At 54.1% G+C, this 24,715-nt stretch carries 19 protein-coding genes and 1 tRNA gene; 14 read left to right on the forward strand and 6 right to left on the reverse strand.

Features of this window, described 5'->3' with window-relative positions; genetic code table 11:
- Nucleotides 1–10: 10 nt before the first annotated feature.
- The gene (locus J9777_RS13630; RefSeq protein WP_209349342.1) at nucleotides 11–796 is read left to right on the forward strand and encodes an SDR family NAD(P)-dependent oxidoreductase; all 786 of its coding nucleotides are present in this window, start codon (nucleotides 11–13) and stop codon (nucleotides 794–796) included.
- Between the two features lie 63 nt (nucleotides 797–859).
- The gene (locus J9777_RS13635) at nucleotides 860–1,255 is read left to right on the forward strand and encodes a RidA family protein (RefSeq protein WP_209349343.1); all 396 of its coding nucleotides are present in this window, start codon (nucleotides 860–862) and stop codon (nucleotides 1,253–1,255) included.
- Between the two features lie 95 nt (nucleotides 1,256–1,350).
- Here J9777_RS13635 and J9777_RS13640 read toward each other — a convergent pair whose 3' ends face one another.
- Complete coding sequence (locus J9777_RS13640) at nucleotides 1,351–2,775, reverse strand: aldehyde dehydrogenase family protein (RefSeq protein WP_209349344.1); 1,425 nt, start codon at nucleotides 2,773–2,775, stop codon at nucleotides 1,351–1,353.
- Nucleotides 2,776–3,111: 336 nt separating this feature from the next.
- Between J9777_RS13640 and J9777_RS13645 the strand changes: the two genes are divergently transcribed.
- Both J9777_RS13645 and J9777_RS13650 read left to right on the forward strand, forming a co-directional pair.
- Complete coding sequence (locus J9777_RS13645) at nucleotides 3,112–5,028, forward strand: FAD-dependent oxidoreductase (protein WP_209349345.1); 1,917 nt, start codon at nucleotides 3,112–3,114, stop codon at nucleotides 5,026–5,028.
- Between the two features lie 79 nt (nucleotides 5,029–5,107).
- The gene (locus J9777_RS13650; RefSeq protein WP_209349346.1) at nucleotides 5,108–6,127 is read left to right on the forward strand and encodes a heme-binding protein; all 1,020 of its coding nucleotides are present in this window, start codon (nucleotides 5,108–5,110) and stop codon (nucleotides 6,125–6,127) included.
- A 65-nt stretch (nucleotides 6,128–6,192) separates the two neighbouring features.
- Here the strand turns inward: J9777_RS13650 and J9777_RS13655 are convergent, their stop codons facing one another.
- The 3 genes from J9777_RS13655 to J9777_RS13665 form a co-directional block, all read right to left on the reverse strand.
- Nucleotides 6,193–7,653 carry an ATP-binding protein gene (locus J9777_RS13655; protein ID WP_209349590.1) on the reverse strand — a complete coding sequence of 487 codons (1,461 nt, stop codon included), beginning with the start codon at nucleotides 7,651–7,653 and terminating at the stop codon, nucleotides 6,193–6,195.
- Nucleotides 7,654–7,725: 72 nt separating this feature from the next.
- Nucleotides 7,726–8,793: an MBL fold metallo-hydrolase gene (locus J9777_RS13660; protein WP_348632008.1), complete on the reverse strand. Its 1,068-nt coding sequence runs from the start codon at nucleotides 8,791–8,793 to the stop codon at nucleotides 7,726–7,728.
- 20 nt (nucleotides 8,794–8,813) lie between these two features.
- Nucleotides 8,814–10,940: a PQQ-dependent dehydrogenase, methanol/ethanol family gene (locus J9777_RS13665; RefSeq protein ID WP_245228750.1), complete on the reverse strand. Its 2,127-nt coding sequence runs from the start codon at nucleotides 10,938–10,940 to the stop codon at nucleotides 8,814–8,816.
- Between J9777_RS13665 and J9777_RS13670 the strand changes: the two genes are divergently transcribed.
- The 5 genes from J9777_RS13670 to J9777_RS13690 all read left to right on the forward strand — a co-directional run bounded on the left by J9777_RS13670 (nucleotide 10,903) and on the right by J9777_RS13690 (nucleotide 15,624).
- Nucleotides 10,903–11,997, forward strand: a complete 1,095-nt coding sequence (locus tag J9777_RS13670) for a dienelactone hydrolase family protein (RefSeq protein ID WP_348632009.1) — start codon at nucleotides 10,903–10,905, stop codon at nucleotides 11,995–11,997. The genes J9777_RS13665 and J9777_RS13670 overlap by 38 nt on opposite strands.
- Nucleotides 11,998–12,073: 76 nt before the next feature.
- Nucleotides 12,074–12,463 (forward strand): hypothetical protein, encoded by a 390-nt coding sequence (locus J9777_RS13675; RefSeq protein ID WP_209349347.1) that lies wholly within the window; start codon nucleotides 12,074–12,076, stop codon nucleotides 12,461–12,463.
- Nucleotides 12,456–13,766: a hypothetical protein gene (locus tag J9777_RS13680; RefSeq protein ID WP_209349348.1), complete on the forward strand. Its 1,311-nt coding sequence runs from the start codon at nucleotides 12,456–12,458 to the stop codon at nucleotides 13,764–13,766. The genes J9777_RS13675 and J9777_RS13680 overlap by 8 nt, the downstream gene beginning before the upstream one ends.
- A gap of 425 nt (nucleotides 13,767–14,191) precedes the next feature.
- Nucleotides 14,192–15,181 carry an SPFH domain-containing protein gene (locus J9777_RS13685; protein WP_209349349.1) on the forward strand — a complete coding sequence of 330 codons (990 nt, stop codon included), beginning with the start codon at nucleotides 14,192–14,194 and terminating at the stop codon, nucleotides 15,179–15,181.
- Nucleotides 15,181–15,624 (forward strand): NfeD family protein, encoded by a 444-nt coding sequence (locus tag J9777_RS13690; RefSeq protein ID WP_209349350.1) that lies wholly within the window; start codon nucleotides 15,181–15,183, stop codon nucleotides 15,622–15,624. Before J9777_RS13685 ends, J9777_RS13690 begins: the two co-directional genes overlap by 1 nt.
- An 11-nt stretch (nucleotides 15,625–15,635) precedes the next feature.
- On the opposite strand, the gene J9777_RS13695 is transcribed toward J9777_RS13690, so the two are convergent.
- Nucleotides 15,636–16,586 (reverse strand): SDR family NAD(P)-dependent oxidoreductase, encoded by a 951-nt coding sequence (locus J9777_RS13695; protein WP_209349351.1) that lies wholly within the window; start codon nucleotides 16,584–16,586, stop codon nucleotides 15,636–15,638.
- Nucleotides 16,587–16,779: 193 nt separating this feature from the next.
- Here J9777_RS13695 and J9777_RS13700 point away from each other — a divergent pair.
- Nucleotides 16,780–16,866, forward strand: a tRNA-Leu gene (locus J9777_RS13700).
- A gap of 144 nt (nucleotides 16,867–17,010) precedes the next feature.
- On the opposite strand, the gene J9777_RS13705 is transcribed toward J9777_RS13700, so the two are convergent.
- Nucleotides 17,011–18,222, reverse strand: a complete 1,212-nt coding sequence (locus J9777_RS13705) for an integrase arm-type DNA-binding domain-containing protein (protein WP_209349352.1) — start codon at nucleotides 18,220–18,222, stop codon at nucleotides 17,011–17,013.
- Between the two features lie 351 nt (nucleotides 18,223–18,573).
- Here J9777_RS13705 and J9777_RS13715 point away from each other — a divergent pair, with 351 nt between their 5' ends.
- The 4 genes from J9777_RS13715 (at nucleotide 18,574) to J9777_RS13730 (ending at nucleotide 24,659) form a co-directional block, all read left to right on the forward strand.
- A complete protein-coding gene (locus J9777_RS13715) occupies nucleotides 18,574–19,080 on the forward strand; it encodes a helix-turn-helix transcriptional regulator (protein ID WP_209349354.1) in 507 nt (168 codons plus the stop codon).
- Nucleotides 19,081–19,097: 17 nt separating this feature from the next.
- Nucleotides 19,098–19,946 (forward strand): hypothetical protein, encoded by an 849-nt coding sequence (locus J9777_RS13720; RefSeq protein WP_209349355.1) that lies wholly within the window; start codon nucleotides 19,098–19,100, stop codon nucleotides 19,944–19,946.
- A 565-nt stretch (nucleotides 19,947–20,511) separates the two neighbouring features.
- Nucleotides 20,512–20,844 carry a hypothetical protein gene (locus tag J9777_RS13725; RefSeq protein WP_245228751.1) on the forward strand — a complete coding sequence of 111 codons (333 nt, stop codon included), beginning with the start codon at nucleotides 20,512–20,514 and terminating at the stop codon, nucleotides 20,842–20,844.
- A gap of 131 nt (nucleotides 20,845–20,975) precedes the next feature.
- Complete coding sequence (locus J9777_RS13730) at nucleotides 20,976–24,659, forward strand: hypothetical protein (protein WP_209349356.1); 3,684 nt, start codon at nucleotides 20,976–20,978, stop codon at nucleotides 24,657–24,659.
- Nucleotides 24,660–24,715 lie beyond the last annotated feature (56 nt).

A 24,715-nucleotide genomic window follows, 5' to 3' on the forward strand; every position in this document is an offset into this window, starting at 1 on the left:
GGAGAGAACTATGGCTGACTTTCCACTGCCTAATGCTTCGCATGATCTGGCTGGGCGCGTTGCACTGGTCACCGGCGCTTCGTCAGGGCTCGGTGAGCGATTTGCCCGTGTGCTTGCCGCGCAAGGTGCAGCAGTAGCGCTCTGCGCGCGGCGGATTGAACGATTGGAGGCTCTAGCGGAAGAGATCGAGGAAGCGGGCGGAAACGCTCTGCCGGTCCAGATGGACGCAATGGATGCAGATGCTTTGGTTGCAGCAGTCGATGCGGCTGAAGCCGAGTTCGGCACGGTCGATATTCTGGTCAACAACGCCGGCATTCCCGATGCCAAGCGGGCGCATAAGATGCCGGTCGATCTGGTTGACCGGGTGCTTGGCATCAATGTCCGCGCACCATGGCTTCTCTCGACCGAAGTCGCAAAGAGACTGATCGACGCAAAGAAGCCCGGCAATATCGTGAATATCAGTTCGACCGCGCATTACCGTTACGATGGTGGCGGCGCGGCGCTTTACGCGGTGTCAAAGACAGCAATTGCGCGGATGACCGAAACGCTCAGCACTGAATGGGCCTTCGCCAATATCAATGTGAATGCGATTGCACCGGGTATGTTCGTCAGCGAAATGACCGACGGAATGTTCGAACGGATCGGCGATCCACGTGAATGGGTGGCGCGCAAACGAGTGCCAGTGCCGGCACAACTCGATTCAACGCTGCTCTATCTGTGTGGACCGTCCAGCGAATGCGTGACTGGCGCTGTGATCAAAGTCGATGACGGACAAAGCGCGCGAATGAAGATGTAGCAGGGGCACTGGTGTTACCCTCTTTCTCTCAGTAGCCTGCACTTCAGAGACACAGGAGAAATCATGGACAAGAAAGCACACAATCCGACACCTTGGTTACAAGGGTTTGGCCTCAATCATGCGGTGGAGGTTTCGGGCCACTCGCGTACCGTATATCTGTCAGGACAGACGGCCTCAGCGGCGGACGGGTCTGCGCTGCACCCAGGCGATATCGTGGCCCAGTACAAGACCGCTTGGCAGTGTCTGAAAGATGCCCTTGAGACTGCGGAGATGACTCCAGCCAACCTTGTACGGATGAACTTCTACACCACTGACGTTGATGCTTTTATGGCGGCGGCAGAAGAGATCATGCCGATTCATATGGAAGAAGGCGCAGAGATTGTCGCAACCCTGCTCGGCGTGTCGAAGCTGTATGATCCAGCGACCATGATCGAGATTGAGGCGACTGCGGTTGGCTGAAAATGGCCCTTATTACTCCTCAGAATAGGCCCAACAAAAAGGGGGCGCGTTAGCAAAACGCGCCCCCTTTTGATTTTTTGAACGAAAACGGGTTCTTAGACCGCTGCGTCTTTCTTCACTGTAATGACCTGCGGATAGGTGAATTCCTGCAGGCCTTCCTTGCCATATTCCGCGCCGAAGCCTGATTGCTTGTGGCCGCCGAACGGGGCGAAGGGGCTGAGGTGGAGGAATTCGTTGATCCACACAGTGCCGGTTTCCAGCTGCTCTGCCATCTCCACGCCTTTGTCGGTGTCTTTGGTCCAGATCGCTCCGGCCAGGCCGTATTCGGAATTGTTGGCGCGCTCGATAGCTTCTTCCTCGCTGCTGAATTTCATCAACGGCATGACAGGGCCGAATTGCTCTTCGGCCACAATCCGCGCGTCCTCGGGTGGATTGTCCATGATCGTGATCGGCACGTAATAGCCAGTGCCTGACGGATCGACATCGCCGCCGCTCAGGAATTTATAGCCGTTGTCTTTGGCGTCCTGAATCAACTCGCACACGCGGTCGAATTGCTTCTTGTTCTGGATCGGGCCGACGCCGGTGCCCTGCTGCGAACCGTCACCGACAGTCACACCTTCGGCAACCTTGGCGATTGCGGCAGATAGCTCGTCATAGATGTCTTCATGGATATAGATGCGTTTTGCCGCGACGCAGATCTGGCCGGCATTGCTGAAGCTGGACCAGAACAATTGCTCGGCAACTTTCTCGACATCGGCATCGGGCAGAACGATCGAGGCGTCATTGCCGCCGAGTTCCAGCGTAATGCGCTTCAAGTCTTTTGAGGCGCCTTCCATGATCTTTTTGCCGGTCGCGGTGGAGCCGGTGAAAGTGATCTTGTCGATGTCCTCATGCTCGGTGATCAGCGGGCCGAGCGAGTCTTCGCCGGTGATGATGTTGACCACACCAGCGGGGGCAATGTCCTTGATCAGCTCGGCAATGCGGAGTGTTGCGAGCGGCGTGAAAGGCGAAGGCTTTAGCACGATAGTACAACCGCTGAGCATCGCGGGCGCGATTTTCTGCATCGCCATCATCACCGGGAAATTCCACGGCACGATCCCGCCAACCACACCGACCGGTACGCGGCGGGTGCGGCTAAGGCGCTGATCGCTATCCTCGTTGATTTCGTCATCGAGATTGAGCGTGGATTGCGCGGCCATCATGCCAGCAGCGCCGTAAATCTCGCCCTTGGCTTGATCATGCGGCTTGCCTTGCTCGCTGGTCAGCAGGCGGAACAACTCGTCCGCGTTTTCCTTGATCGCGCCAGACATCGCTTGGATTACTGCGCGGCGATCTTCAATCGGAGTCTTCGACCAGGTCTTGAAGGCTTTGCGCGCAGCAGCCACCGCGCGGTCAAGTTCGTCCTTGCCGCATGACGGGACGAGACCAATCACTTCCTCATTGGCAGGGTTGAGAACCTCCATTGTGGTGCCGGTTCCGACCAGCTCGCCGTCGATCAGATTGTGATAGCTCTTCGTCATAAATCTCTCCAAATTTTTCTCTGCCCTCATGCAACGCATGAAGTCCCGATTCGTTGCTTGCTGCAACTTAACATGGGGATAGCTGATGCCCAATCGGGAATATGACACGCGAGACGAACGCCGAATTCGAGATGCTTACTTGTCTGATATAAATAAGAAACCGCAAGATCAGCAGAGGGTAAATTACCGTTAAGGTTAAGATTGACGGTTTTATACTATTTCACAGGTTGCTATCAATGTTATTCAATAAATACGGATAAATCTTCGGTGTCGAACAAGCGGTGAGCCGTGCAGATCGTAATCGCGACTGCGCTTCATAATGTGCGGGAGTACGAAGTGACCGAATCGATTAGTAGAGCCGAATATCTCCAAGAGAACCCGAAGGCCCGTGCATGGGCTGCGCTGGATGACGCGACGAACGCGCAAATGGCTATCACACCCGGGGCCATCCGGTTGGAGCCGGGCAGCTTCGAAGGAAAGCGCGCGCTGATATTGGGCGCGGGCGTCGGCGGCCTGACCACCGCCTATGAACTGCTCGCGCATGAGACGGGTATGGATGTCACCGTTCTTGAGGCGCAGAACCGTACAGGCGGACGCTGCCTCAGCCTCCGGACAGGTGATACGCTGACGGAAGACAAATGCTCGAAACTGTTCGGGTCAGAGCCAGGTGAGACGCAAACGGTTCGGTTCAAACAGCCTGTCGGGGACAGTACCCCGTACCTCAATGCAGGCCCCGGACGGATACCCTCATCGCATAAGCGTTTGCTCAACTATCTTCGCGATTTCGGTGTCGAAGTCGAAATCTACGTCATGAATTCGATGTCCAACCTTGTGTATATGCAAGAGGGGCCGCTCAAAGACACGCCGCTAATCTATCGCCAGCTAGACCACAATGTGCGCGGCTGGATCGCGCAGATGGTGTATGAAAATGCCGATAAGCTGCTGGGATCGAAGAATTTGGCAGTGGACAAAAGCGACCAGAGCGATCTCGCTGATAAATTGCGGAAACTCATGATTTCCTTCGGCGAGCTGGACGAGGAGGGTCGCTATGCCCCGACTCCGGGCACCGAGGGTTTCGAGAACGCGATTTCCCGTGCCGGCTTTGACGTCCTGCCGGGGGTCAAAGCAGGCAAGATCGCGGAAGCGATCAAGTTGGAGGATCTGCTGGGATCCGAGTTCTGGAAGCAGACTCGTTTCTACCAGCCTGCCGATTTCCTATGGCAGCAAGCGATCTTCCAGCCTGTTGGCGGGATGGATCAGGTCCAACACGCGTTCGCCAGAAAAGTGGCGGAACTTGGCGGCGATATTCATTTGAATAGTCCGGTCCAATCGATCGATTGGGATGAGGAGACAAAAGAGTTTGTCGTTCTGGTTGCGCAGGTCGGGACCGATGAGCTGATCGAATATCGCGCCGATTATTGTTTCTCCAATATGGCGATGCCCTTCCTTTCAAAAATCTTGTCAGAGAAGCTGCGCGAAGGGCCTGCAGGAACAGGCTTTGATGAACCGTTCAAGGACGGAATCGCGGCAGTATTCGCCGCTCAGGATCGCTCACGCGAAGGACCTGATGGCACATATCGTGACAAGTTCCTCGCCTGCACCAGCAAGGTTGGTTGGCAAGCCGATCGGGTGCTGTGGCAAGGTGAGGAGATCACCCACCAGCACTATTCCGAGAAGAATTTCGACGCGCAGGACGTGTCCGATGAAGAAGAGGGCGTGGTGCCGATCTTTGGCGGGATCAGCTGGACGTCGCATCCGATCATGCAAATCTGGTATCCATCCAACGCCTATCACGATCAAAAAGGCGTACTGACCGGCGCGTATAACTTCACTGAGAACGCGTTCAAAGCCGGCAATATGCCAGTGGCTGAGCGGCTTGATCTGGCACGCGAAGGTGCCTCCTTGTTCAATCAGAAATTCGGTGCTGGCTTGCATGATGGTGTCGCCATCGCATGGCAGAAGATGCCCTATATCAAAGGCGGCTGGGCCTATTGGCAAGCGGTTGGCAAACCTGATGTCGCAGCCGGTCACTTCAACAGACTGTCGCAAGGAACCGGTGTCTATGAGGCCTCGGGCAGCATGTCCGATCCGGTGTTTTTTGTAGTCGGCGACCAGCTCTCTTCGCTGCCCGGTTGGCAGGAAGGCGCAATCGCTGCGGCACTCAATGCTTTGTCGAGAATGGCGCGACCCGATCTGCAGATTCCGCATTTAGAGCGGCTGCCTGACACCAGGTTGATCGTCGAAGGCATCTAATGCGTGATCGGGGCCACAGGGTTTTCGACCCCAATCGCCAAATTTTTAAGCGTTCCAATAAGCCCCAAGAAGGAGAATCATGATGGGTGTACGTGCTGCACAATTGAAGAAGCTTTCCGGCGGTGGCCGGACGATTGAAACTGCAGAGCGCGGCGACGAACTGCTCGGCGCACTGCAATTGTTGCCCGGTGTGTGGAAGAACACGCCAAACCTGCCCGGGCGCGGCTGGAACATGATCGCGCTGCCGTTTCAAACGCGGCCCGATAGCCCGCTCGATTACCGGCTGCTGCTCAACCAGTATAACGAGACGCTGGTGTTCGATCTGGTGGCCAAGGGGGTTCCAAACCGGGGCTTGGACAAGCTGGGGGTACAAGCTGATCAGACGCTTGTCGCACTCGATTACGAGCAAGTGGTCGATCAGATCGCGGTCGAAGACTTCCCGCCCAGCGATCCAGCCACGCGTGGTCCCACATCTGCGCCGGGCAACACGATCCATCATGAACCGGGGCTGTGGCTCAACATGCTCGATCAGAAGACCGATGATTTCGACATCGCACGGCTCTCGACGGTCCCGCATGGCGATGCCGCGCTTGCACTGGGCAAAAGCGAACCGGCGCGCGATGGTGCGCCGGAAATTCCGGACGTGAGCGGGCTACCGCTTAAGGCGCCACCAGATCTCGATCATCCCTATTTGGCGCCGTACAAGCATTTCCACGACAATCCGTTCCTTGGCGTGTTCGATCCGGTCCATCCGGCAGAGCTTTTGAAAGCAGCAAATGCGGGAGTGGACATTCTGCGGACCACAACATTGCCGGTGGACACGCAGGCGCTGACAGGCGGGATCGCGAACATTCCGTTTGTCGTGAAGCAGGCGAATGCCTCTTCGATGAAGTCGACTTTCTGGATTCAGGAACTGGCCGAGCTTGATGCACAAGGCAATCCGAAGTTGCGCTTGCAGTATTTACAGGTTGCGATGCTTGATTTCGACCCACGCACTAGCGGCCTGCCGGGCCGTATCGTTTGGCCGCATGTCAGCATCAATACGATGGAAAAGGTCGAGGAACCGTCACCGGAACGGGTCGAGACTCTGACCGAATAAAGGAGTTTTGGGGCCGCTTTGGGTGTATCGTCCGAGGCGGCCCAATCTCTCGGCGCCGCCCAGCTTTAGGCGGTTTGCACCTCAATGCCGGGCACCATCAACGTGCGCCCACCGCCATATTCCTCGCGGATCACCACAAGCCCGAGCGATTCGAGATGATCGAGCAAGCGGCGGATGCGCCCCGGGGAACTGGTACCGTATGCAGCGGCAAGCTCGTCTTCATCAGGCGATCCTTTGCCCTCCATCGCGGAACGCAAGATCACCAGATAGGGAGCCATGATATCGCTCTCGATGGCGGCGGCCATATGCTTAGCCATGTCCTGTTGCTCGGGCGTAAGGCGGTCAATGCCTGAAATGGCAAGAGCAAATTCACGCCGGAACTGCTCCATATCCATTCCTACCGCGTGCGCACCGGCAGCACGGCATTTGGTCAGGAAGCTTTGGAAAAGGCTGGAGGAAGACTGGTAAGTGCTGGCGGGATCGGCAGCCAATTGCTTCAGCGTTTCGCGGGCAATATCGTGCTGCGTTGGGCCGGTGTTTGCGGATGCGGCTTGAGCGGGTTCACCCGCCATCGCAGCGGGTTCCTCATCCAGAATATCGAGATTGCGTGACAGGCTTTCGGGCACTGGCGAACCGGCGGGCTTCTCTGGAGCATCGACTGCCACTTCATCATCCAGCTTGGTGTGAAGCAGCGCCTCCATCTCATCAGGCTTGGCGGTAGGAAGAGGCATCAGTCCGCTGGCATTGGTCTTAGTGCCCGTTCTTGTTGACCCAATATGGATCGACAAAGGTCGCCGCGTGATTGCAGGGCCAAGGCCAAGAAAGCTACCGCGATCCAGATCACGAATTTGCTCAGCCTGTTTGCGTTCCATGCCCAGCAAATCGGCGGCGCGGATCATATCGATATCGAGGAATGTCCGGCCCATCAGGAAATTTGAGGCTTCTGCTGCAACGTTCTTGGCAAGCTTCGCCAAACGCTGCGTAGCGACGATCCCGGCGAGACCCCGCTTGCGCCCCCGGCACATTAGATTGGTCATCGCATTCATCGACAGGCGGCGGGTTTCTTCACTGATTTCGCCAGAGACGGCGGGGGCGAACATCTGCGCCTCGTCAACCACGACCAGTGCGGGATACCAATGCTCGCGCGAGGCATCGAACAATGCGCCAATAAATTGTGCGGCACAGCGAATTTGCTGCTCCACATCCAAGCCTTCGAGCGCCAGTACGACCGAAGCGCGATGCTCGCGAACGCGCCGTGCCAATGCCTCGATCTCGGCTACCGAATGAGCGGCGCCGTCGATCACAATATGAGGAAACAGATCGGCGAGGGAGGTGAAGTCACCCTCGGGATCAATCACCACCTGCTGCACCATATCGGCGCTTTCCTCGAGCAGTCGCCGCAGCAAATGCGATTTGCCCGAGCCGCTATTGCCTTGCACCAGCAGACGCGTGGCGAGCAATTCTTCCATATCGATGGTGGTCGGCTTACCGTTGCGGTCTTCGCCGATGATGATTTCGGTGTTCACAATATCGGAATGGCGGTGGCGCTGTGAGTCTTCAAGACATGCGTCGACCCTGTCCCCAAATCCGATCACAAATTAGAGCAATTCGGACCGTTCGATCGAGTCATTTTTTGCGGGCATTGAAAAAAACATCCCGTCTTCGCCCACCACAATAGGCCCGGCGCAGCGGTTTTCTGCATCACCGAGGAAAGCGGGGTACAGAAACGCGCTGGGCAGGGGCGGAACCAGATGCGTCAGAACAAGCATGTCAGCGCCGGTTTCCTGCGCGCTTTCGGCGGCATCTGCAGGAGAGGCGTGATAATCGACGATGTCGAACATAATCTTGGCCGCATTGGCGTTGCCTTGTGCTTTTAGCGCTGTTTCCAATTCTTGGACGAGCGCAGGTTGCAACGCCTCATGTACGAGCAATTCGACGCCTTTGCAGGCGCGCTCGAGATTGGCCGATTTGGACGTGTCGCCGCTAATGCATAGCGATCGGCCTCTATAATCGAAGCGGTATCCGACAGCGGGTGCGACTGGCTCGTGGTCGACGGTGAAGGCGGTGACGGTCAGTCCCTGCGCTTCGAACACGACCTGGCTTGATCCGCTCATGACAAATGGCCGTGCTTCGGATCCACCGCCTGCGGACGGGACGACTGTCTCGCCATGATGGGCGACTCTGTACGTATCATCGGTCGCGTAGGCTGCGTTGAACCCATCCACGACGGCTTCAACTCCTTCGGGCGCATAGACGGGGAGCGGTGCAGTGCTCGCGCCGCGCGTCCAGTGAAACAGTTGCAGTGGCCCGAGCCCGTCGACATGGTCGGAGTGAAAATGTGTGAGGAAAACGCCATCCAGATCGGCAGCGTTGAAACCCATCTGCGCTATGTTGCGATTGCCGCCTTCACCAATATCGACAACGAACATCAACTCGCCGGCAACCACGATGTTGCACGGCCCGGCGCGGTCGGGATTGGGCATCGGCGATCCTGTTCCGCACAGGCCCACATGCAAGCCGTCGGACAGGTCAGCCATGCTGTCGCGCGCAGTGTTCTGCTCTACCGCACGCTGGAATAGCATCTCTCCGAGCTTCGCTTGAAACGCGAAAACCGCAATCGCGAGAACCGCGATCAGGCCGATGAATACAAGAGCAGCTTTCCTCACAATTGGTTGCTGGCCCCCATCTACTGCTCTCTCGCCATGACCTTGTCTTGATTGGCGCGGAAGATCACGAATTCGCGGATTGCGTCGATCTGGTCCTTGCTCAGCGATTCACTGAAGCTGGCCATGCCGCGATCTTTCAGCGCGCCGTCATGGACGACGCTTTGCCATGTGGCTTTGTTGGCTAAAGCGCCACTGCGGCGAAGGTCGGGGATCACGGTCGATCCGACAGCACCCGGTGCGTGGCATACGGCGCAATAGCGCGCATAGCTCTTGCCGCCTGCCGCAATCACATCAGCCGAAGCGCGGCTTGGTGGCGGATCGAGCGGGATCTTCGCGACTTCAACTTCTGCGGGTAGTTCTGCCGTTCCGCCCAGCTTGAACACTAGCAAGCGCGATACATTGCGCACGGGGCCATCCTTGGAAATCAGCAAGCCGTCTGCGGTGATCGCCAATGCGCCGCCCCAACCGGCCAGAACGGCGACATATTGCTCGCCATCGACTGTGTATGTGATCGGAGGCGCGACTACGCCGGTTTGTGCGCCGAAGCTCCACAGCTTGTCACCGGTTGCTGCGTTGTAGGCGTTAAACTCGCTCATCTGGTTGCCTTGAAACACCAGTCCGCCGCCGGTTGCCAGCAAGCCGCCATTCCATGCGCCGGGGTGGTTCACGGTCCAGCGCGGTTCCTGTTTGACCGGATCCCACGCGATCAGCTTGCCGGAGATAGTGCCTTCGACTTGCTTGCGGAAACCTTCGTCAGGCGGCAGATCGCCCGCAGACAGGTCGAACCCGACATTGAAGCCACGTTTACGGTCGGGCTTCCAATCGGCTTCGGGGACATAGAGCGATGCCGCTTCAAACGCTGGGATGTAGACCAAACCTTCACCTGGGTGGAACGCCATCGGGTGCCAATTGTGGCCGCCGAGCGGGCCGGGCATCACCAGTGCTGGTTTGCCAGTCACATCAATCCGCGTTTCGGGATTTTGGATAGGGCGGCCATTCTCGTCAAAACCGGTCGACCAGTTGAGCGGGATGTAGGGCGTACCCGAAATGAACTTACCCGTTTCGCGGTCGAGCACATAGAAATAGCCGTTTTTGGGCGCCTGCATCAGCACTTTGCGCTCTTTGCCCTCGATTTCGAGGTCGGCGAGCATGATGTGCTGTGTGGCGGTGAAGTCCCATGTTTCGCCCGGTGTGGTCTGGTAATGCCACACATATTCGCCCGTTTCGGGCTTCACCGCGATGATGCTGGAGAGGTAGAGATTGTCGCCTTCACCGGTGCCGTCTTCACCCGGTGAGCGGTATGCGCGGTTCCACGGTGATCCGTTGCCAACGCCGATATAGAGCAGGTCGAGCTCGGCATCATAGGCCATCGCGTCCCACACTGTACCGCCGCCGCCAATGCCGCTATTGCCGAGCATATCACCCGACCAGGTATCTGCAGCGCGCCTCAAATATTCGGGCGAGCTCTCGTCCTCGTCGCCCGCAGGCACGGTGTAGAAACGCCACAGTTCGTCGCCGCTATCCGCATCGAAGGCCGCGAAATTGCCGCGCACGCCAAATTCTGCGCCGCCGCTGCCGATGAAGACCTTGCCGTCCACAATGCGCGGTGCGCCGGTGATGGTGTAGCTCTCTTCCTGATCGACAGTGACTTTCTCCCAAGCCACTGCGCCCGTCTCGCGGTCCAGCTTCACCAGCCGTCCGTCGAGAGTGCCAAGGAACAAATGGTCGCCCCATGCCGCTACGCCGCGGTTCACGACATCGCAGCAGGCTTTTACCGCAGTTTCGCCGGGCACTTCGGGATCATACTCCCACAATTTCTCGCCGGTTGCGGCGTTATAGGCTTTCACCTTGCTCCATGCGGTGGTGACATAGAGCTTGCCGTCCATCACCAGCGGGGTCGCTTCCTGCCCGCGCGCGGTGTCCATATCGTCAAACCAGGCAAGACCCAGATCGCTGACCGTTTCGGCGTTGACCTGATCGAGCGGGCTGTAGCGCTGCTCCTCATAATTACGGCCGTAGGAAATCCAGTTCGCATCATCGCTCTGCGCGTTGAGCAGGCGCTCGGCATTGATGCCGTCTTCTGACATCTGTTCGCCACAGGAGGTCAGAGTGAGCGCAGCAAAAGCGGCAATTGCGAATTTCTTCATGGATGTCCTCTCCCAAGGATATGCGTTTTTCTGTTCGAGCAATCGTTTCAGTCGCTCTTTGAAACTGTCCTGCCGTAACTCGCCTGACGAGTCCATATGTCTTGCCGCCGGAACCATCCCGCTGCATGATCGCTGGGAAAGCAGATATCCTAGGAGACTGACCATGTGCGACGATTTCACCCTTGAGCAAGAAGAAGCCGCGCTGAAGCGGATGAAACTGAGCCGCCGCCAATTCGCGGCAAGTGTCGGTGTTGCAGGAGGGGCAGGCGCGATTGCGGCTCTGTCACCGGCGGGCAATACAGCCATGGCCCACGGCTCTGGCGGCTTGATGGAGGGTAACGTGTCCTTCCCGTCCGAGGATGGAACGATTGATGCATATTTCGTCCGGCCAATGGGGGGCAAGCACCCCGCCGTGATCCTGTGGCCCGATATTGCGGGCCTGCGCGAATCCTATGAAACATTGGCGATCAGTATCGCGAATGAAGGTTATGCCGTGCTGGCGATGAACCAATATTACCGCGATGCGAAAGCACCGGTGCTGGGCAGCTTCATGGAGTGGCGCACCGACGAAGGCCGCGCAAAGCTGCGCCCGATGATCAACAATCTCAGCTCCGACGCGGTGATGCGCGACGCGAAAGCAGCGGTGGCCTATCTGGACGCGCATGAAGACGTGGACACAGCGCGCGGCATCGGCAGCTGCGGATATTGCATGGGCGGGCCCTTCACTGTTTACTCGACCGCAGCGGCGCCGGACCGTGTCAAAGCCGCCGCCAGCTTCCATGGCGGAGGCTTGGTGCGTGATGATGACAACAGCCCGCACAAGCTGATGCAGACAACACAGGCGAGCTATCTGTTCGCCATTGCCGAGAATGACGACGCCAAAGCCCCCAATGACAAAGTGGAACTGCGCAAAGCCGCCGACGCCTCGGGCCGCCCCGCAGAGATCGAAGTCTATCCCGCCGCGCACGGCTGGTGCACATTAGACTCGCCGGTCTACGACAAGGAGCAAGCGGAAAAAGCGTGGCGGCGGATGTTGGTGTTGTTTGCGGGGTTGTGAGAATCGTAGTAATGTCTACGGTTGAAAATACTTAGATCTTTCTACAAAGGGTGTATGTTGATACTACTATGCAGTGATGACGATAGATAAAGTTGCAGGCGTGGAGCGATCGGTAAAAGAAAAGATACCGAGTTTTCGCTACGGATTTTTTGTCTGTGTTTTAGTTGGCCTGTACGCTCGGTTTGGTCTTCCTGAATTGCCTACAGCGTCTACAAATGACTTTGGGGCATTCTCAACGCCTAAGTACTTCGTTGCAAACCCTGGAAAAGGCTATGAGAATGCGAATGTGCGGTCTGGGCCGGGAGCAAACTATCAAATTTTGTATGAGGTGCCTCGCAATAAAACTGTCATTGGGGTCAAGCGTGTAGCGGGCTTCAACGGCGAGGCTTGGATCGGCTTAGATGACAACAAAGGGCATATCAAAGAGACCATTTTAAGCCCGATCAAGTCCGAAAATAATGACTAGCATTACTTCATCCGAACGCGATCAGGCTACCGTCGATAATTCGGAGTCACTTGGGCTTCTAAGCCTAGGTTGGCGAAGCCGGATGTGTAAATTCGGATTGCTCGGCTTTTTGATCATAGGAATCAACGCTCCGCAGTTCTGGATTGGAGTGGTATCCGCAAACGTCGATAATCAATCGTTTAGGGCAGTCCTTGTTGGGCCGTCATCATTTTTGCAAGCTCTTTGGCTCGCCATTGTTGGGCAAGAGCCAGCGGTCTTTTTTCAAAGAGCGATGATCGTTGCCTTTATTTTGATCGCGGTATTTCTCTTGTTGTCAGCCCTAATTTCACTGCGCGAGCGGAACTGGAATTATGTACGTGCAATTTTTGGTGGAGCCCTCACGGGGTTTTTCACAATTTATGCGATTTCATGGCTGGTAATTATTCTAGCGTCAATTGTTGGGGCTGGGGTCTTATTTTTTGGATGGATTGGCGACGGCGCTACAAGTGTAACTGCATTTGCATATGATCTTTGGTGGCAAATTCTGCTGCTTTTGGTCTGCATAACGCTGTTTGTTTGGCGCAAAGAACTCAAGCCATTCGCTTTAGAATTTCGAGTATGGGTAGTTAAGCACTGGCTTAAGGTTATAGCAGCTGTGGTCGGAATCGCTTTTGCGTTCTGGGTATTTCCGTTTGTACTAGATTGGATCGTGTACCCGCTTGTAGAGTGGGTATTGAAACCCATAGGATATGCAATTGCTTGGATGTTCGGTTGGGTTTTTTATATTGTCAGCACGTTGTTCATAGTTGCCTTGACGTGTTTTGGTCTCGCACTGGTCGGCAGTCTGTTGGTTTCGCAGATTCAGGCCGGTATCTATGCTGGGAGTAGTGTACGTTTCGGGTTGGTTGCTGGCTTTGCGATTGGAAGTTTTTTGACGCTTATTTTTACCGTTAGCGTTGGAAACGCCGAGACCGCCCAGTCCTTGAACCAGTCGTTTTTCTATGTTTTCTCGGCTTTCAGTTCTACGAGTTCGGCCTCCTCGGCGCTTACCGACACATTCGTTTTGTTCTTGCCCGAGACTGTCGAAAATTTCGTCTTTGCAAATCTGGATAACCAACAAGCGCCAGCATTTGATGCGTTGATTCTCGTTGCTCTATTGGTCCTCGCGGTTATGAGTCTTTGGTACCGATACAGCAAGGCACACCAAGTTTTGGAAGGCGACGTGACCACATATTTTGTGTGCACGGAGTATCTAAAGATGGTTGGTGGTATGATCGTAGTCGTATTTATCATTGTATTTGGCAGCCTGCTATCACAGGAGTGAACCAATTTGGATTGCAGCAGATTGATCCGCTGGAGGGTAGAGCAAGAACGGTACGACGAACCGCCGGTTTGTTCCTTAAATTGCCTTTCCTACACTACCAAAATCTGTCTTACCCTGTACAATGGCAAATTCACAAGCCCCTTGATCGCGTATCTCTGCATGCCACCCTACCCCGCAGCTGCCGCGTAAAGTCGGGACGGCGCGGGAAAGTGCTGACCGGTTACAGCGTCAGCATCGCATCACGCCAATAAAGGCCCCCGTTCCCCCGTCCGTCACTTTCACCAGAATCGCAGAATTCTGCGCCTCACAGCCCGATTTCAAAGGTGACACGGTGTCACCTTCGTCACCCTCTTCCCACGTGCACCCTCACGCGCTAGTCTCCGCAGCAACATAACACTCACGCTCACATTCACAGGGGTTCTCTGATGCTCGAAGGTATCTTTCTCATATTGATGGTGGTGCTGATCATCGCCGTGCTGTTTTCGACAGTGCGCGTGGTCAAGCAGGGCTTTGTCTATACGATCGAGCGGCTTGGTAAATTCACCAAAGCGGCTGAGCCGGGCTTGCATATTCTGGTCCCGTTCGTTGACCGCATCGGTCACAAGATCAACATGATGGAGCAAGTGCTCGACATTCCGGGTCAGGAAATCATCACTGCCGATAACGCGATGGTCGGGGTGGACGCCGTGGTGTTCTTCCAGGTGCTGGAAGCGGACAAGGCGGCGTATGAAGTCTCCAACCTCTATGGCGCGATCATGGCGATCACGACTACGAACCTTCGGACTGTGATGGGCAGCATGGATCTGGACGAGACCTTGTCCAAGCGCGACGAGATCAATGCGCGACTGCTGTCGGTGGTTGACCAAGCGACATCGCCATGGGGCCTCAAGATCACTCGCGTTGAGATCAAGGATATCCGTCCGCCGCTCGATATTTCCGAAGCGATGGCCCGCCAAATGAAGGCAGAACGCCTGAAGCGTGCTGAAATTCTGGAGGCCGAGGGCGACCGCGCTTCGCGCATCCTCCGCGCTGAGGGTGAGAAGCAATCGGCTATCCTATCGGCAGAAGGCGATAAGGAAGCGGCCTTCCGCGATGCTGAAGCGCGCGAGCGTCTGGCCGAAGCCGAAGCGAAAGCGACGCAGATGGTGTCCGATGCGATTGCCGATAGCGGCAATGCAGCGATCAATTACTTTATCGCACAAGAATACACCAAGGCCGTTGGCCAGTTTGCGACCAGCCCCAATGCCAAGACCATCCTGTTCCCGGTAGAGGCGACGCAGTTGATCGGCTCGCTCGGCGGGATTGGCGAATTGGTGAAGGATGCGGTTGGCGGTGACCATCCCGGCAACGCGCCTCCGCCGGTGAACAAAGGTACTGCCCGCACGAGCGTGCCCCGCAGCAGGGGTAATGGCTGATGGAATGGTTCCAAGGCCTCGACGCGGCATGGGCATGGCTGGCCATTGGTATCGCGCTGGCGGCGCTTGAGCTGGCGCTACCGGGGATTTACCTGATCTGGCTGGCTGTCGCTGCGTTGGTAACCGGCGCTCTAACGGCGGTGCTCGATCTGGGCACAGTGGTGCAGGTGATGAACTTCTTCTTCCTGTCGCTGATCATGGCGTTCTCTGCCAAGCGGTTCCTACGCGACCGGCCGATCGAGAGCGAGAATCCGATGCTCAATCATCGCGGTGGTCAAATGATCGGCCAGACGGTGAAAGTCGCACAAGCAATAAAGGGCGGTGAAGGCCGCGTGACTGTGGGTGACAGCGAGTGGATCGCGCGCGGACCCGACACCAAGGTTGGCGAGCAGGTGCGGATCATTGCCGCACAAGGCGCGACGGTGACTGTCGAAGCAATCTGAGCAATTGCCGCTTAGTGTGAGGTCTTTGCCTCATTATTGAAACGGCCATATTTCCGGTACCGCTCCATCCACCGGTCGAGGAACAGTGCCAGCGGTTTGGGCTCGATACCAAGCTGTTTGAGCGCTGGATAATCGCCCGAAGGGACGTTGCCCGCTTTGAGCATGATCCACTGATCGTGGCCCATCGGCGTCAGCGGCATCGCGGCAAAAATGCTCGATGCAAGATCGGGCATCTCGATAAATAACGGGCTGCGACCTTGCGCGGCGGCGATCCGCCGATGCAGATCAAGCATTGTAATCGGCTCAGGACCGGCAATCTCGAATGTCTTGCCGCCATGCTTCGCCGGATTGGTCAACGCCGCCACAACAGCGTCCGCCGCATCATCGACCCACAGCATTTGCAGCGGGGATTCGGGAGCGAAAACGGGCAGGGCAGGCAGAGTACTGATCATCCCAGCCAGCATCGTGGTGAACTGGTCATCCTCGCCAAACAGCATCGAAGGCCGAATGATGCTGGCCTTGGGGAATGCGGAAAGAACTTCGCTTTCCGATGCGGCCTTGGCCCGCGCATATTCAGCTTCGGACTCGGCATCCGCGCCAATCGCGCTGACATGGACCATCGCCTCAGCGCCAGCCTCTGTGGCGGCCCGCGCAACATTGCCCGCGCCCCTGCCCATCAGCTCCATCAGATCGCCATCAAACGAGCCAACCATATTCACGACCAGATCCGCGCCTTGCATCACTGCGGCGACACTCTCGGGTTTGCGTACATCGCAGCGCGCAAACTGCAATTGCCCAAGATTGGCAAGCGGCTTGAGCGTGAAGGCTTTTTCCGGATGCCGACTGGCAACACGCAGCCGCGCGCCTTTTTCCAGCAAGGCTTGCGCGACACGCGAGCCAAAGAAGCCGCTGCCTCCGGTCATCACAACCAGTTTGCCGTTTAGAAAGTCCGGTTTCGCCATTGTTTCGGGCCTGTCTCAATCCTGCATCGAATTCGCGGAACGCCATGCCGTAATGCGCCGCGCGCCGCAACCATTCCTGCACTTGCAAATAATGCGCCGCACCATGCGCGCAATTCCGTTGACAGAAGCCGCACGGTCCCGCTATCGGCGCGCTCCTACCGCGAGAAGAGGCACGCGCCCACTCGTAACCCGTGCCCAGATGGCGGAATTGGTAGACGCGCATGCTTCAGGTGCATGTACTCGCAAGGGTGTGGAGGTTCGAGTCCTCTTCTGGGCACCAGTAGCTTTTTCGCTGATATGCGCGAGCGGGTGAAAATCACTGAAAAATCAGATGAATATCTAATACAGTGTTCGTCGCTGTTCGCATTGGTTCGTCTTAAACCGTGTGTTTAAGGGGTTCAATTTGGGGGTCAGTTGGGCTCGATTATTGGGAGGCTGACGCTGCATTGGCTCGTAACAGAGAATCAAGTTTGTCAGACCACCACTGCATCATGTGGACGCGTTCATCCCAGTATTGGGCCCGATTGTAGGCAGCTCGCACCGCGTTCGCGTCTTGGTGCGCCAAGGAGCGTTCAATCGCATCTGGATGAAACCCTCCGCTTTCGTTGAGCAAAGATGAGGCAGTTGTCCGAAAGCCATGAGCTGTCATCACATCCCCATAACCCAGCCGTTTGAGTGCTTGGTTCACGGCATTCTCAGACAGTGGCTTCTTAGGATTGAAGCTGGGAAACACGTACTCGCTGTACTCCGCCACGTGCTCCATTGACCGGATTATCGCAATCGCCTGACGCGACAGCGGAACCCGATGCTCACGCCGCATTTTGGTTCGCTCGGCTGGTATGGTCCAGATCGCGGCTTCTAGATCGATATCGATCCAACGCATTGTCCTGATTTCACCAGGGCGCTGGAATACGTGTGCCGACAATTTGAGAGCGGCGTTTGTCGATGCAATTCCCTTGTACCCATCTATCGCCCTTAGAAGATCACCGAGTTCGTTGGGGTCGACTATCGCTGGATGGTGACGAACGGAGGGTGCGACTAAAACTCGTTGGAGCGTAGGAGCCGGATTGCTTTTTGCACGGCCTGTGACAATCGCATATGTCAACACCCTGCTTACAAAAGACCGACATCTCCGCGCTGTCTCCCTACGCCCAGAATCTTGAATCTCTTGTAAAGCTGAAAGGAGCTGAGGTGGTTCAATATCGCGAACGGGAACTCTGCCCAGCTTTGGTTCCAGCAACGAAAGCAGCCACTCGTTCTTTTTCCTCGTAGTTGGCGAGATTGCCTTGTCACCATCGTTCGCGCGTTTCGCGATGAACTCTCGTGCAATAGCGCCGAAAGTATTCTCTGATGCGACCTTGTATTCAAGCCTTTGCTCTTGCCGCTGTTTTAGAGGGTCAGTTCCCTCGGCGATCAAGGCGCGGGCTTCGTCTCGTTTCGTACGTGCCGATTTAAGGCTAACGTCGGGAAATCCGCCGTAGCTGATTTTCTTTTTCTGCCCTTGAAACGAATAGCGATGATGCCACCGCTTTGAGCCGCTAGGGGCGATTTGCAGATATAAGCCACGCTCGTCATGTAGCTTCCATGGCTTTGATCTCGGCTTGGCGTTCTCAATCTCTTTGACCGAAAGGGGCATTCTTCGAGTACTCCTAGGCTGCGTTGCGCAAAAGGAGGGCATCAACTGAGTCAGCGGATATGAGGGTCGTAGCACCCAATTTGATGCGCTTAAGCTCACCAAGATTGATTAGCTTGTAGATTGTCGTTCGGCTGAGCCCCAAGACCTCGGCCACTTCATTCACTTTGTATGTTTTCCGTTTCAATTTGAGTTCCGTTCATTGTTTGTGGTCGCGCAGAATGCGCTTTGATGTGTGGCATATGCCATACACCTCTCAATGAGTCAAATCAGTTGACACACATGGGTGTGATATGCCACACATTGAGAATGTCACGAGATGGATACCAATGGGCAGGTTCTGCTGCCGCAAAGATGATGGCTGCTGCTCTGGAGCGTGCGAAGGAGGAGCAAGGCCTAAGTGTTAGACAGTTGGCGAAGCAGCTTGGCTACAAGCAGGCTGTGGTCCTTAGCCATATGGCGAACGGAAAATCTCCAATCCCTATCGACCGAGCTGAAGATATCGCAGGCGCGCTGGATATCGATAAGAAGAACTTTTTGCGAGAAGTTGTTGAACAGCGGCACCCCGAAGTCTCTTGGAACTTACTTGCCGGAAACTTGATTGATGAGGTCTCGGACGGCTTGGCTGGACAACTGGAAGCAATCCTCGGCGCGTCGCTTGACCAGCTCAATTCAGAGCAAAGGCGAGTGATGCGAGAAGTGGTTGCCGACCCAATTCCTGGGCGCCGATGGGTATCTGTTCATGATCTTCCCGACTACCAAAAGTTTCAAGCGGGCAGACCACCCAAAGTTGGGGTTGAGCAAATCATCGAGCAGCTTGAAGAGGCGGCCAAGCGAGGCTCTGAAAATTCCAACTTTTGAAAGCATCGATTGTACCAATGAGCAGCAATGCATCTAACCCTCGCGGCCCATATCTCAAGCCAAAGAATATGGGTCGGCGCACCGCTGCAAGCATACCCAAAACAAAGCGGAAAAACACGAATGTTTCGAGGGTAAAACGTGATCGGGAAGAAGCTCTTCGGCGAGAGCAAGAGGCTCTCAATGAACTCGTCCGAATAGCGGATATTCGAACCAGATATATGCGAGGAACGATAGGCGCGGTTGACCCTATCCTAGTATATGCGGATTTCGATGAAAATGCTGGCTTCCTTCACGACACAAACCCGAAGGAATTTCCAGAATGGAATGAACTAACAGATGCTGCAAAGGCTCGAATAGGGTTCTTACTTTCTCTCGCTTTCAATGGGTACTCATTCACTGCAAATGTTTCAGGAGAGCTTGAACGCAAGTGGGCTAAGCAAGGGCTGAAACCACGAGACCGCGCAATCGACAAGATCAACAAGGAACTAAAGGAAGTTGGTCTGGGGAATGCACCCTACTTCTTTGTGATTGAAGCTAAAGGGCGTAGCGGTAGGTCACGAACGCACCTGCATCTGCATGGTTATTGCCTGCTCACCTCCGGTCATGAAGCAACACGGTTCAAAACAGCGCTGGAGAAAGCTCTGTACCGGAACCTGAAGGTACCAAAGGGTCATGGTCCGCCAGTCAAAATCGGACCAAGCTTTAAGAAGAGCGATGACCCAAAGGATGCAACATACTGGGCTGGCTATTCGCTCAAGAACGCTTTGCTACCTGGCCCAAAGATCGAAGGCACGCCATTGTATTTGAACACCCCACTCCGCCAACTTGCGCACGAGTTCTGGGATATCGTTCGGGATGTAGATTGAAAGGTTGGCAATACGTTGACACTCTGAGTGCAAACCGCGCGCGAATTGGCTTCTCTTATACAGATGATAGACTGCAACTCATTGTGCTGACGGTGCTTCCTAGCGACTCGACAATCGACCGCACGTTTACACTGTAAACATGGAGGTCCTAACTGGCAGGAATATGATCTACCCAGATGCTTCCGATCTGGCGGCTGGTCCGGTTCTATACCCATACACATCGATTTGCTTTGTTATCCTGGCTCAGTTGCCAGCGGAGCGAGGAAGCTTGTCAGAGCGATTTAACACGATTCTGTCCTTCGGCACCGAAACCCCATCCCAACGCAATGGGCGACAATCCTGGGCCATTTGGCGCGCTATCCGTGAGAAAGCGGGCGTTCTACAGCGTTACAGTGTGACCAGAAGCCCTCAATGCCTTACGAGAAGTGCCTTGTTTGTTGGGCACCGACTAAGCCAGAAAGCAAAAGGAGCGCTAGACCAAATGGACGTGAGGTCATCACAAGCAACGGGCAATGCCGCTATGCACTACGCCGCTTGGCAGCTTTCCCGTAGAGGCTGGAATGTCATGCCTACTGCACGAAACGCAAAAGGGTCTGACCTTTTCTGCGCCAACGATGATGAGAGCATCATCTTCGGCGTTCAGAGTAAGGGAGTGTCGAAGCGTGACACCGTCCCATTGGGTGTAAACCTCGACAACCTGCGGTCAGATTGGTGGGTAATTACGACACTCGCCAAGGAAGATCGGCCGGTATGCTTCATTCTGAAGATGCAAGAAGTGAAAGACCTTTGCCATCGAAGCCCAGCAGAGAATAACAAAAATGGCCATCCGAGCCACTGGCTACAACCCAACCACTATGACCAACCACACTTTCGAGAGGCATGGCATAGACTCGGCTAATGTCGTATAACTGCTGATACGAAAAGCTATTTGCAAATAGATGGGCAATGCAATGTCATCTCGGAAATTTGCTACTCTCAATCCACAAAGTTACTAGTATTTGAAGTAGAAATCTGACGAGGTGAATTTCGATGTCTTCTAAACCAAGTAATTCGATTGACACATTCGGCAGGATTGAGACCAGCTCAGAAATTACTGTTGCTTCTGAACCAAGTGGCCCCCAAGAACCGCTGGAAACGACTGGCGGCAATCCATTGGACGAAACCTCCGACTGCGCCCCCTTTGTTGACCTGGCACCCATTGACAATGCCGATCTGAAGCGTGGCTACCGTGACGCAATGCAATTTGCGATGGCGAATAGTCGGATTTTCAACATCGCTTTGAGTGGTCCATATGGGTCTGGCAAAAGTAGCATCATCTCCACGTTCGAAAAACAAAATCCAAAGTATCGCTTTCTCAAGATATCGCTGGCATCGTTCAGCGAAGCTGACGAGAGCAAGATCGAAACCGTTGATATCGAGCGCAGCATTTTGCAGCAGATGCTCTACGGAGCGTCAGCCAACGATCTGCCATTTTCGAGATTTAAGAGGATTGCGACTCCACAGCATTCGCTTTTCAAATCCTTAGCGTTTGTATTTTGGGCTCTAACATCATTTTACGTCATCAATGATTGGGAGTGGTTTACCTATCTTAATGCATCAAACCACATCCATTGGGGCAAGGTTTTTGTCTGGGCTTTCGTACTTGCGGGCACTGTCTACCTTGTTTCGCAGGCTTACAGGTCATCATTCGGTCATTCGCTAAAAAAGATATCACTAAAAAACGCCGAGATTGAGACTCAAGAGTTGACTGAAAGATCGGTTCTAAACCATCATCTCGACGAGATAATCTACTTCTTTCAAGAGACGGATTACGACGTCGTTGTAATCGAAGATTTGGACCGCTTTGAAAACCCAGAAATTTTCGTAAAACTACGGGAAATAAATCGGTTGATCAACGGCCATGCAAGAAGTCTGAAACCGACGAAATTTCTGTACGCCCTTAGAGATGATATGTTCCTCAACAGGAACAGAGCAAAATTCTTCGACTTTATTATTCCTGTAATTCCAATAATAAATTCGTCAAACTCGCTTGATAAAATGCAGGAGCGTTTGCTCAATCATAACTTTTCAAAGGACATCGATCAGGAATTTCTCCGTGAAGTCTCACTTTACTTAGATGACCTACGGCTAATACAAAATATTTTCAATGAGTTAGTGGTCTATCATGAGCGTCTAAAAAGCGACAAGTTTGATGTCACCAAACTGCTCGCGATGATTATCTACAAGAACCAATATCCAAGTGACTTTGAGCAGCTACATCATGGAAAGGGCGCGTTTTTTAGCATATGCGCTCAGCGCTCACGATACCTTTCGGACCTGAAGGCGAACATGCAAAGCGAGATAGATGCTCTGCATGAGAAAATTGCACGGTCGGACCAAGAAGAGGCTGCATCAATTGATGATCTGGTTCGAATTTATTTCGCACAAATCTTAAGCCATGTCCCTGATGGCACGCCATTTTGCCGGCTGGTAACTGATCAAGGCGAATTTGGCTTTTCTGACTCATTGGATGTTGACAAAATTAGGTCGCTGATCGGCCAGGACGACATAAGGATTGGTAATCATCAGCAAGTGCATCCTAGCCACCAGATGTCACTTGGTGTGTCATTTGATGAGATCGAGAACGAACTGAACCCAACGGAAACGTTTCTGGAGCGAGTTGCCAATATTGAGAATAGAACAGCAAAACGAAGGGCAGTCCTCAATAAGGAGGTCGAGCAACTTGAGCGAGATATATCGCGCGCAAACAGGATGCCATTTTCAGAATTGCTTGAGAAGGTAGAGATCGATTACGCGCAAACATTGGAAGCAAACGATATCGCCGATGGCAGATTGCTTGTCTATCTCGTAAAAAATGGCCACCTTGATGACAACTACTACCAATACACATCCAGCTTCCACGAAGGACGACTGAGTCTAGCGGATCGCGACTTCTTACTCAACATTCGAAGTTTTGGGGAGCCCGAACCACTTCAGCCTTTAGATAATCCGGAAGAAGTCCGCCGGAACATGCGTCAGGACGATTTTCGAAGTCGGAATGCATTCAACGTTGAGTTGATAGACCACTTACTAAGCAATCCAGTTCTTCATTCGACCGAGGTGAATCGCTTTGTCCAATATGTATCTGAAAACTTTGAGCGGTCAGAGGATTTCATTAGAACTTACTATCAACAGGGCCAACATTCCGGCGTCCTTTTGCAGCACCTGGTAACAGGTTGGCATGGCTTCCTTGACGCAGCGGTCTCCGCAGACACAAGTTTAGAACATATGAGGCAAATTGTTGGCTTTTCGAATGATAAGACCATTGTCGAGAAGCTAAAAGCTAGTGCGGTTGTCTCAGATTATATCGCCAATAATGGCCCACTTCTATTTGCGGACAACCCGCCAAACGAAAATGAACTTGATCTGCTCAATGAGCTAGACGTCAAGTTCCCTGACTTGTCTTTGCTTGCTCCCATTGATGGGCTTCAGAAATTTGCAGAGAAGCACGATCTATATCGCCTGAACCCGACCAATGTAGTGCAACTGCTTAATCAAGAGAAGCGCGACGACGGTTCGCCTGAAGATACGGCGCTTTATGCGAACTACTCCTGCATCCTCGCCGCGACGAGCAGTCCGGTCAGGACCTACGTTGGCAAGAATATCTCAGCATATGTCTCCGATGTATTTTTGGAACTAACGGAAAATACCCAAGAGAATGAGGAGGCGATTCTCTCGTTGTTGGAAAATTCTGAAATTGATGTTGCTGAAAAGAAGCGCATCATCTCAAAGCAAGATCACACATTTAAATCCTTCGATGGATTGCCCCTTGCGTTGTGGACCCATGCGCTCAGTGAAGCGAAGGTACGTTTGTCATGGGCGGGTGTATCAGCATTCTTGAGTGAAATTGGCGAAGAAAAGTCTGTATTGGTCCAAGCGATGCAAACTCAAGCAAATCTAGAAAGCCTTTGTAGCGCAGGCATGACCATCGCTGAGATTGGTGAGGATGAAGCCCTGAAAGTATCCGATCTGATATTTGAAAACGATAATTTTGGCGACGACGAATACAACTCACTCATCCAGCGCATGCCCTACCGGTACAATGTGTTTCCCTCCGAGGTTAGCGAGTTGAAGATATCCAGCCTCTTAGACCTAGCCAAAATGAACTTGAATCGTGAAACGTTCGATTTCTGTAGCGGAAAGGATGAGCTGCAAGCGAAGCTAATCGCTGCAAACTTTCAAGAATATATCGACAACAAGGATAAGTACGTAATTGGCGCTGGCGTGCGCAAAAAACTTTTGGGAGGCGATCTAGGGAATGAAAAGAAGGTCCAGCTCGCTCATGACATAGCTTTAGACGCAATTGCCGATGACAACGACCTTCTACAGTTGCTGGCGAATCTGTTTGCGGCTCCCGATACCGACTTATCGAAATTTGATAACAGGGAGATTCTGCGCGCGGTCATTAGAGCGGCATCCAGTCCTGAAAAAGCGATAGAATTACTGACGAAGAGCATGGCAAAATGGAACGAACCGGATGTCATGCAATTTTTAAAAGACTTGCCCTATCCCTATTATCAGATTGCTAGTTACGGCAGGCGTCCGACGTTACCCAGTTCGGAAAGTAACTTAAAACTGCTGACCGCGTTAGCGTCTCGCCGTTTCATATCTTCATATTCATCTGGATGGTCCCGCCTACGCGTAAATACCAAGCATAAGAAGCCTGTTACCTAAGCAAGCATCTAACGCATCGACCTGCTTGTAGGGGTATACGCACCCGAGGAGACGCA

Source organism: Pontixanthobacter sp. CEM42 (genome assembly GCF_017812015.1).
Lineage (GTDB): Bacteria > Pseudomonadota > Alphaproteobacteria > Sphingomonadales > Sphingomonadaceae > Pontixanthobacter.

Excerpts from the sequence above, each read along its gene's own strand:
- J9777_RS13630 (WP_209349342.1), top strand. The coding sequence starts at position 11 with ATGGCTGACTTTCCACTGCCTAATGCTTCGCATGATCTGGCTGGGCGC.
- J9777_RS13635 (WP_209349343.1), top strand. The coding sequence starts at position 860 with ATGGACAAGAAAGCACACAATCCGACACCTTGGTTACAAGGGTTTGGC.
- J9777_RS13640 (WP_209349344.1), bottom strand. The coding sequence starts at position 2,775 with ATGACGAAGAGCTATCACAATCTGATCGACGGCGAGCTGGTCGGAACC.
- J9777_RS13650 (WP_209349346.1), top strand. The coding sequence starts at position 5,108 with ATGATGGGTGTACGTGCTGCACAATTGAAGAAGCTTTCCGGCGGTGGC.
- J9777_RS13665 (WP_245228750.1), bottom strand. The coding sequence starts at position 10,940 with ATGAAGAAATTCGCAATTGCCGCTTTTGCTGCGCTCACTCTGACCTCC.
- J9777_RS13675 (WP_209349347.1), top strand. The coding sequence starts at position 12,074 with ATGACGATAGATAAAGTTGCAGGCGTGGAGCGATCGGTAAAAGAAAAG.
- J9777_RS13680 (WP_209349348.1), top strand. The coding sequence starts at position 12,456 with ATGACTAGCATTACTTCATCCGAACGCGATCAGGCTACCGTCGATAAT.
- J9777_RS13685 (WP_209349349.1), top strand. The coding sequence starts at position 14,192 with ATGCTCGAAGGTATCTTTCTCATATTGATGGTGGTGCTGATCATCGCC.
- J9777_RS13690 (WP_209349350.1), top strand. The coding sequence starts at position 15,181 with ATGGAATGGTTCCAAGGCCTCGACGCGGCATGGGCATGGCTGGCCATT.
- J9777_RS13695 (WP_209349351.1), bottom strand. The coding sequence starts at position 16,586 with ATGGCGAAACCGGACTTTCTAAACGGCAAACTGGTTGTGATGACCGGA.
- J9777_RS13705 (WP_209349352.1), bottom strand. The coding sequence starts at position 18,222 with ATGCCCCTTTCGGTCAAAGAGATTGAGAACGCCAAGCCGAGATCAAAG.
- J9777_RS13715 (WP_209349354.1), top strand. The coding sequence starts at position 18,574 with ATGATGGCTGCTGCTCTGGAGCGTGCGAAGGAGGAGCAAGGCCTAAGT.
- J9777_RS13720 (WP_209349355.1), top strand. The coding sequence starts at position 19,098 with ATGAGCAGCAATGCATCTAACCCTCGCGGCCCATATCTCAAGCCAAAG.
- J9777_RS13725 (WP_245228751.1), top strand. The coding sequence starts at position 20,512 with ATGCCTACTGCACGAAACGCAAAAGGGTCTGACCTTTTCTGCGCCAAC.
- J9777_RS13730 (WP_209349356.1), top strand. The coding sequence starts at position 20,976 with ATGTCTTCTAAACCAAGTAATTCGATTGACACATTCGGCAGGATTGAG.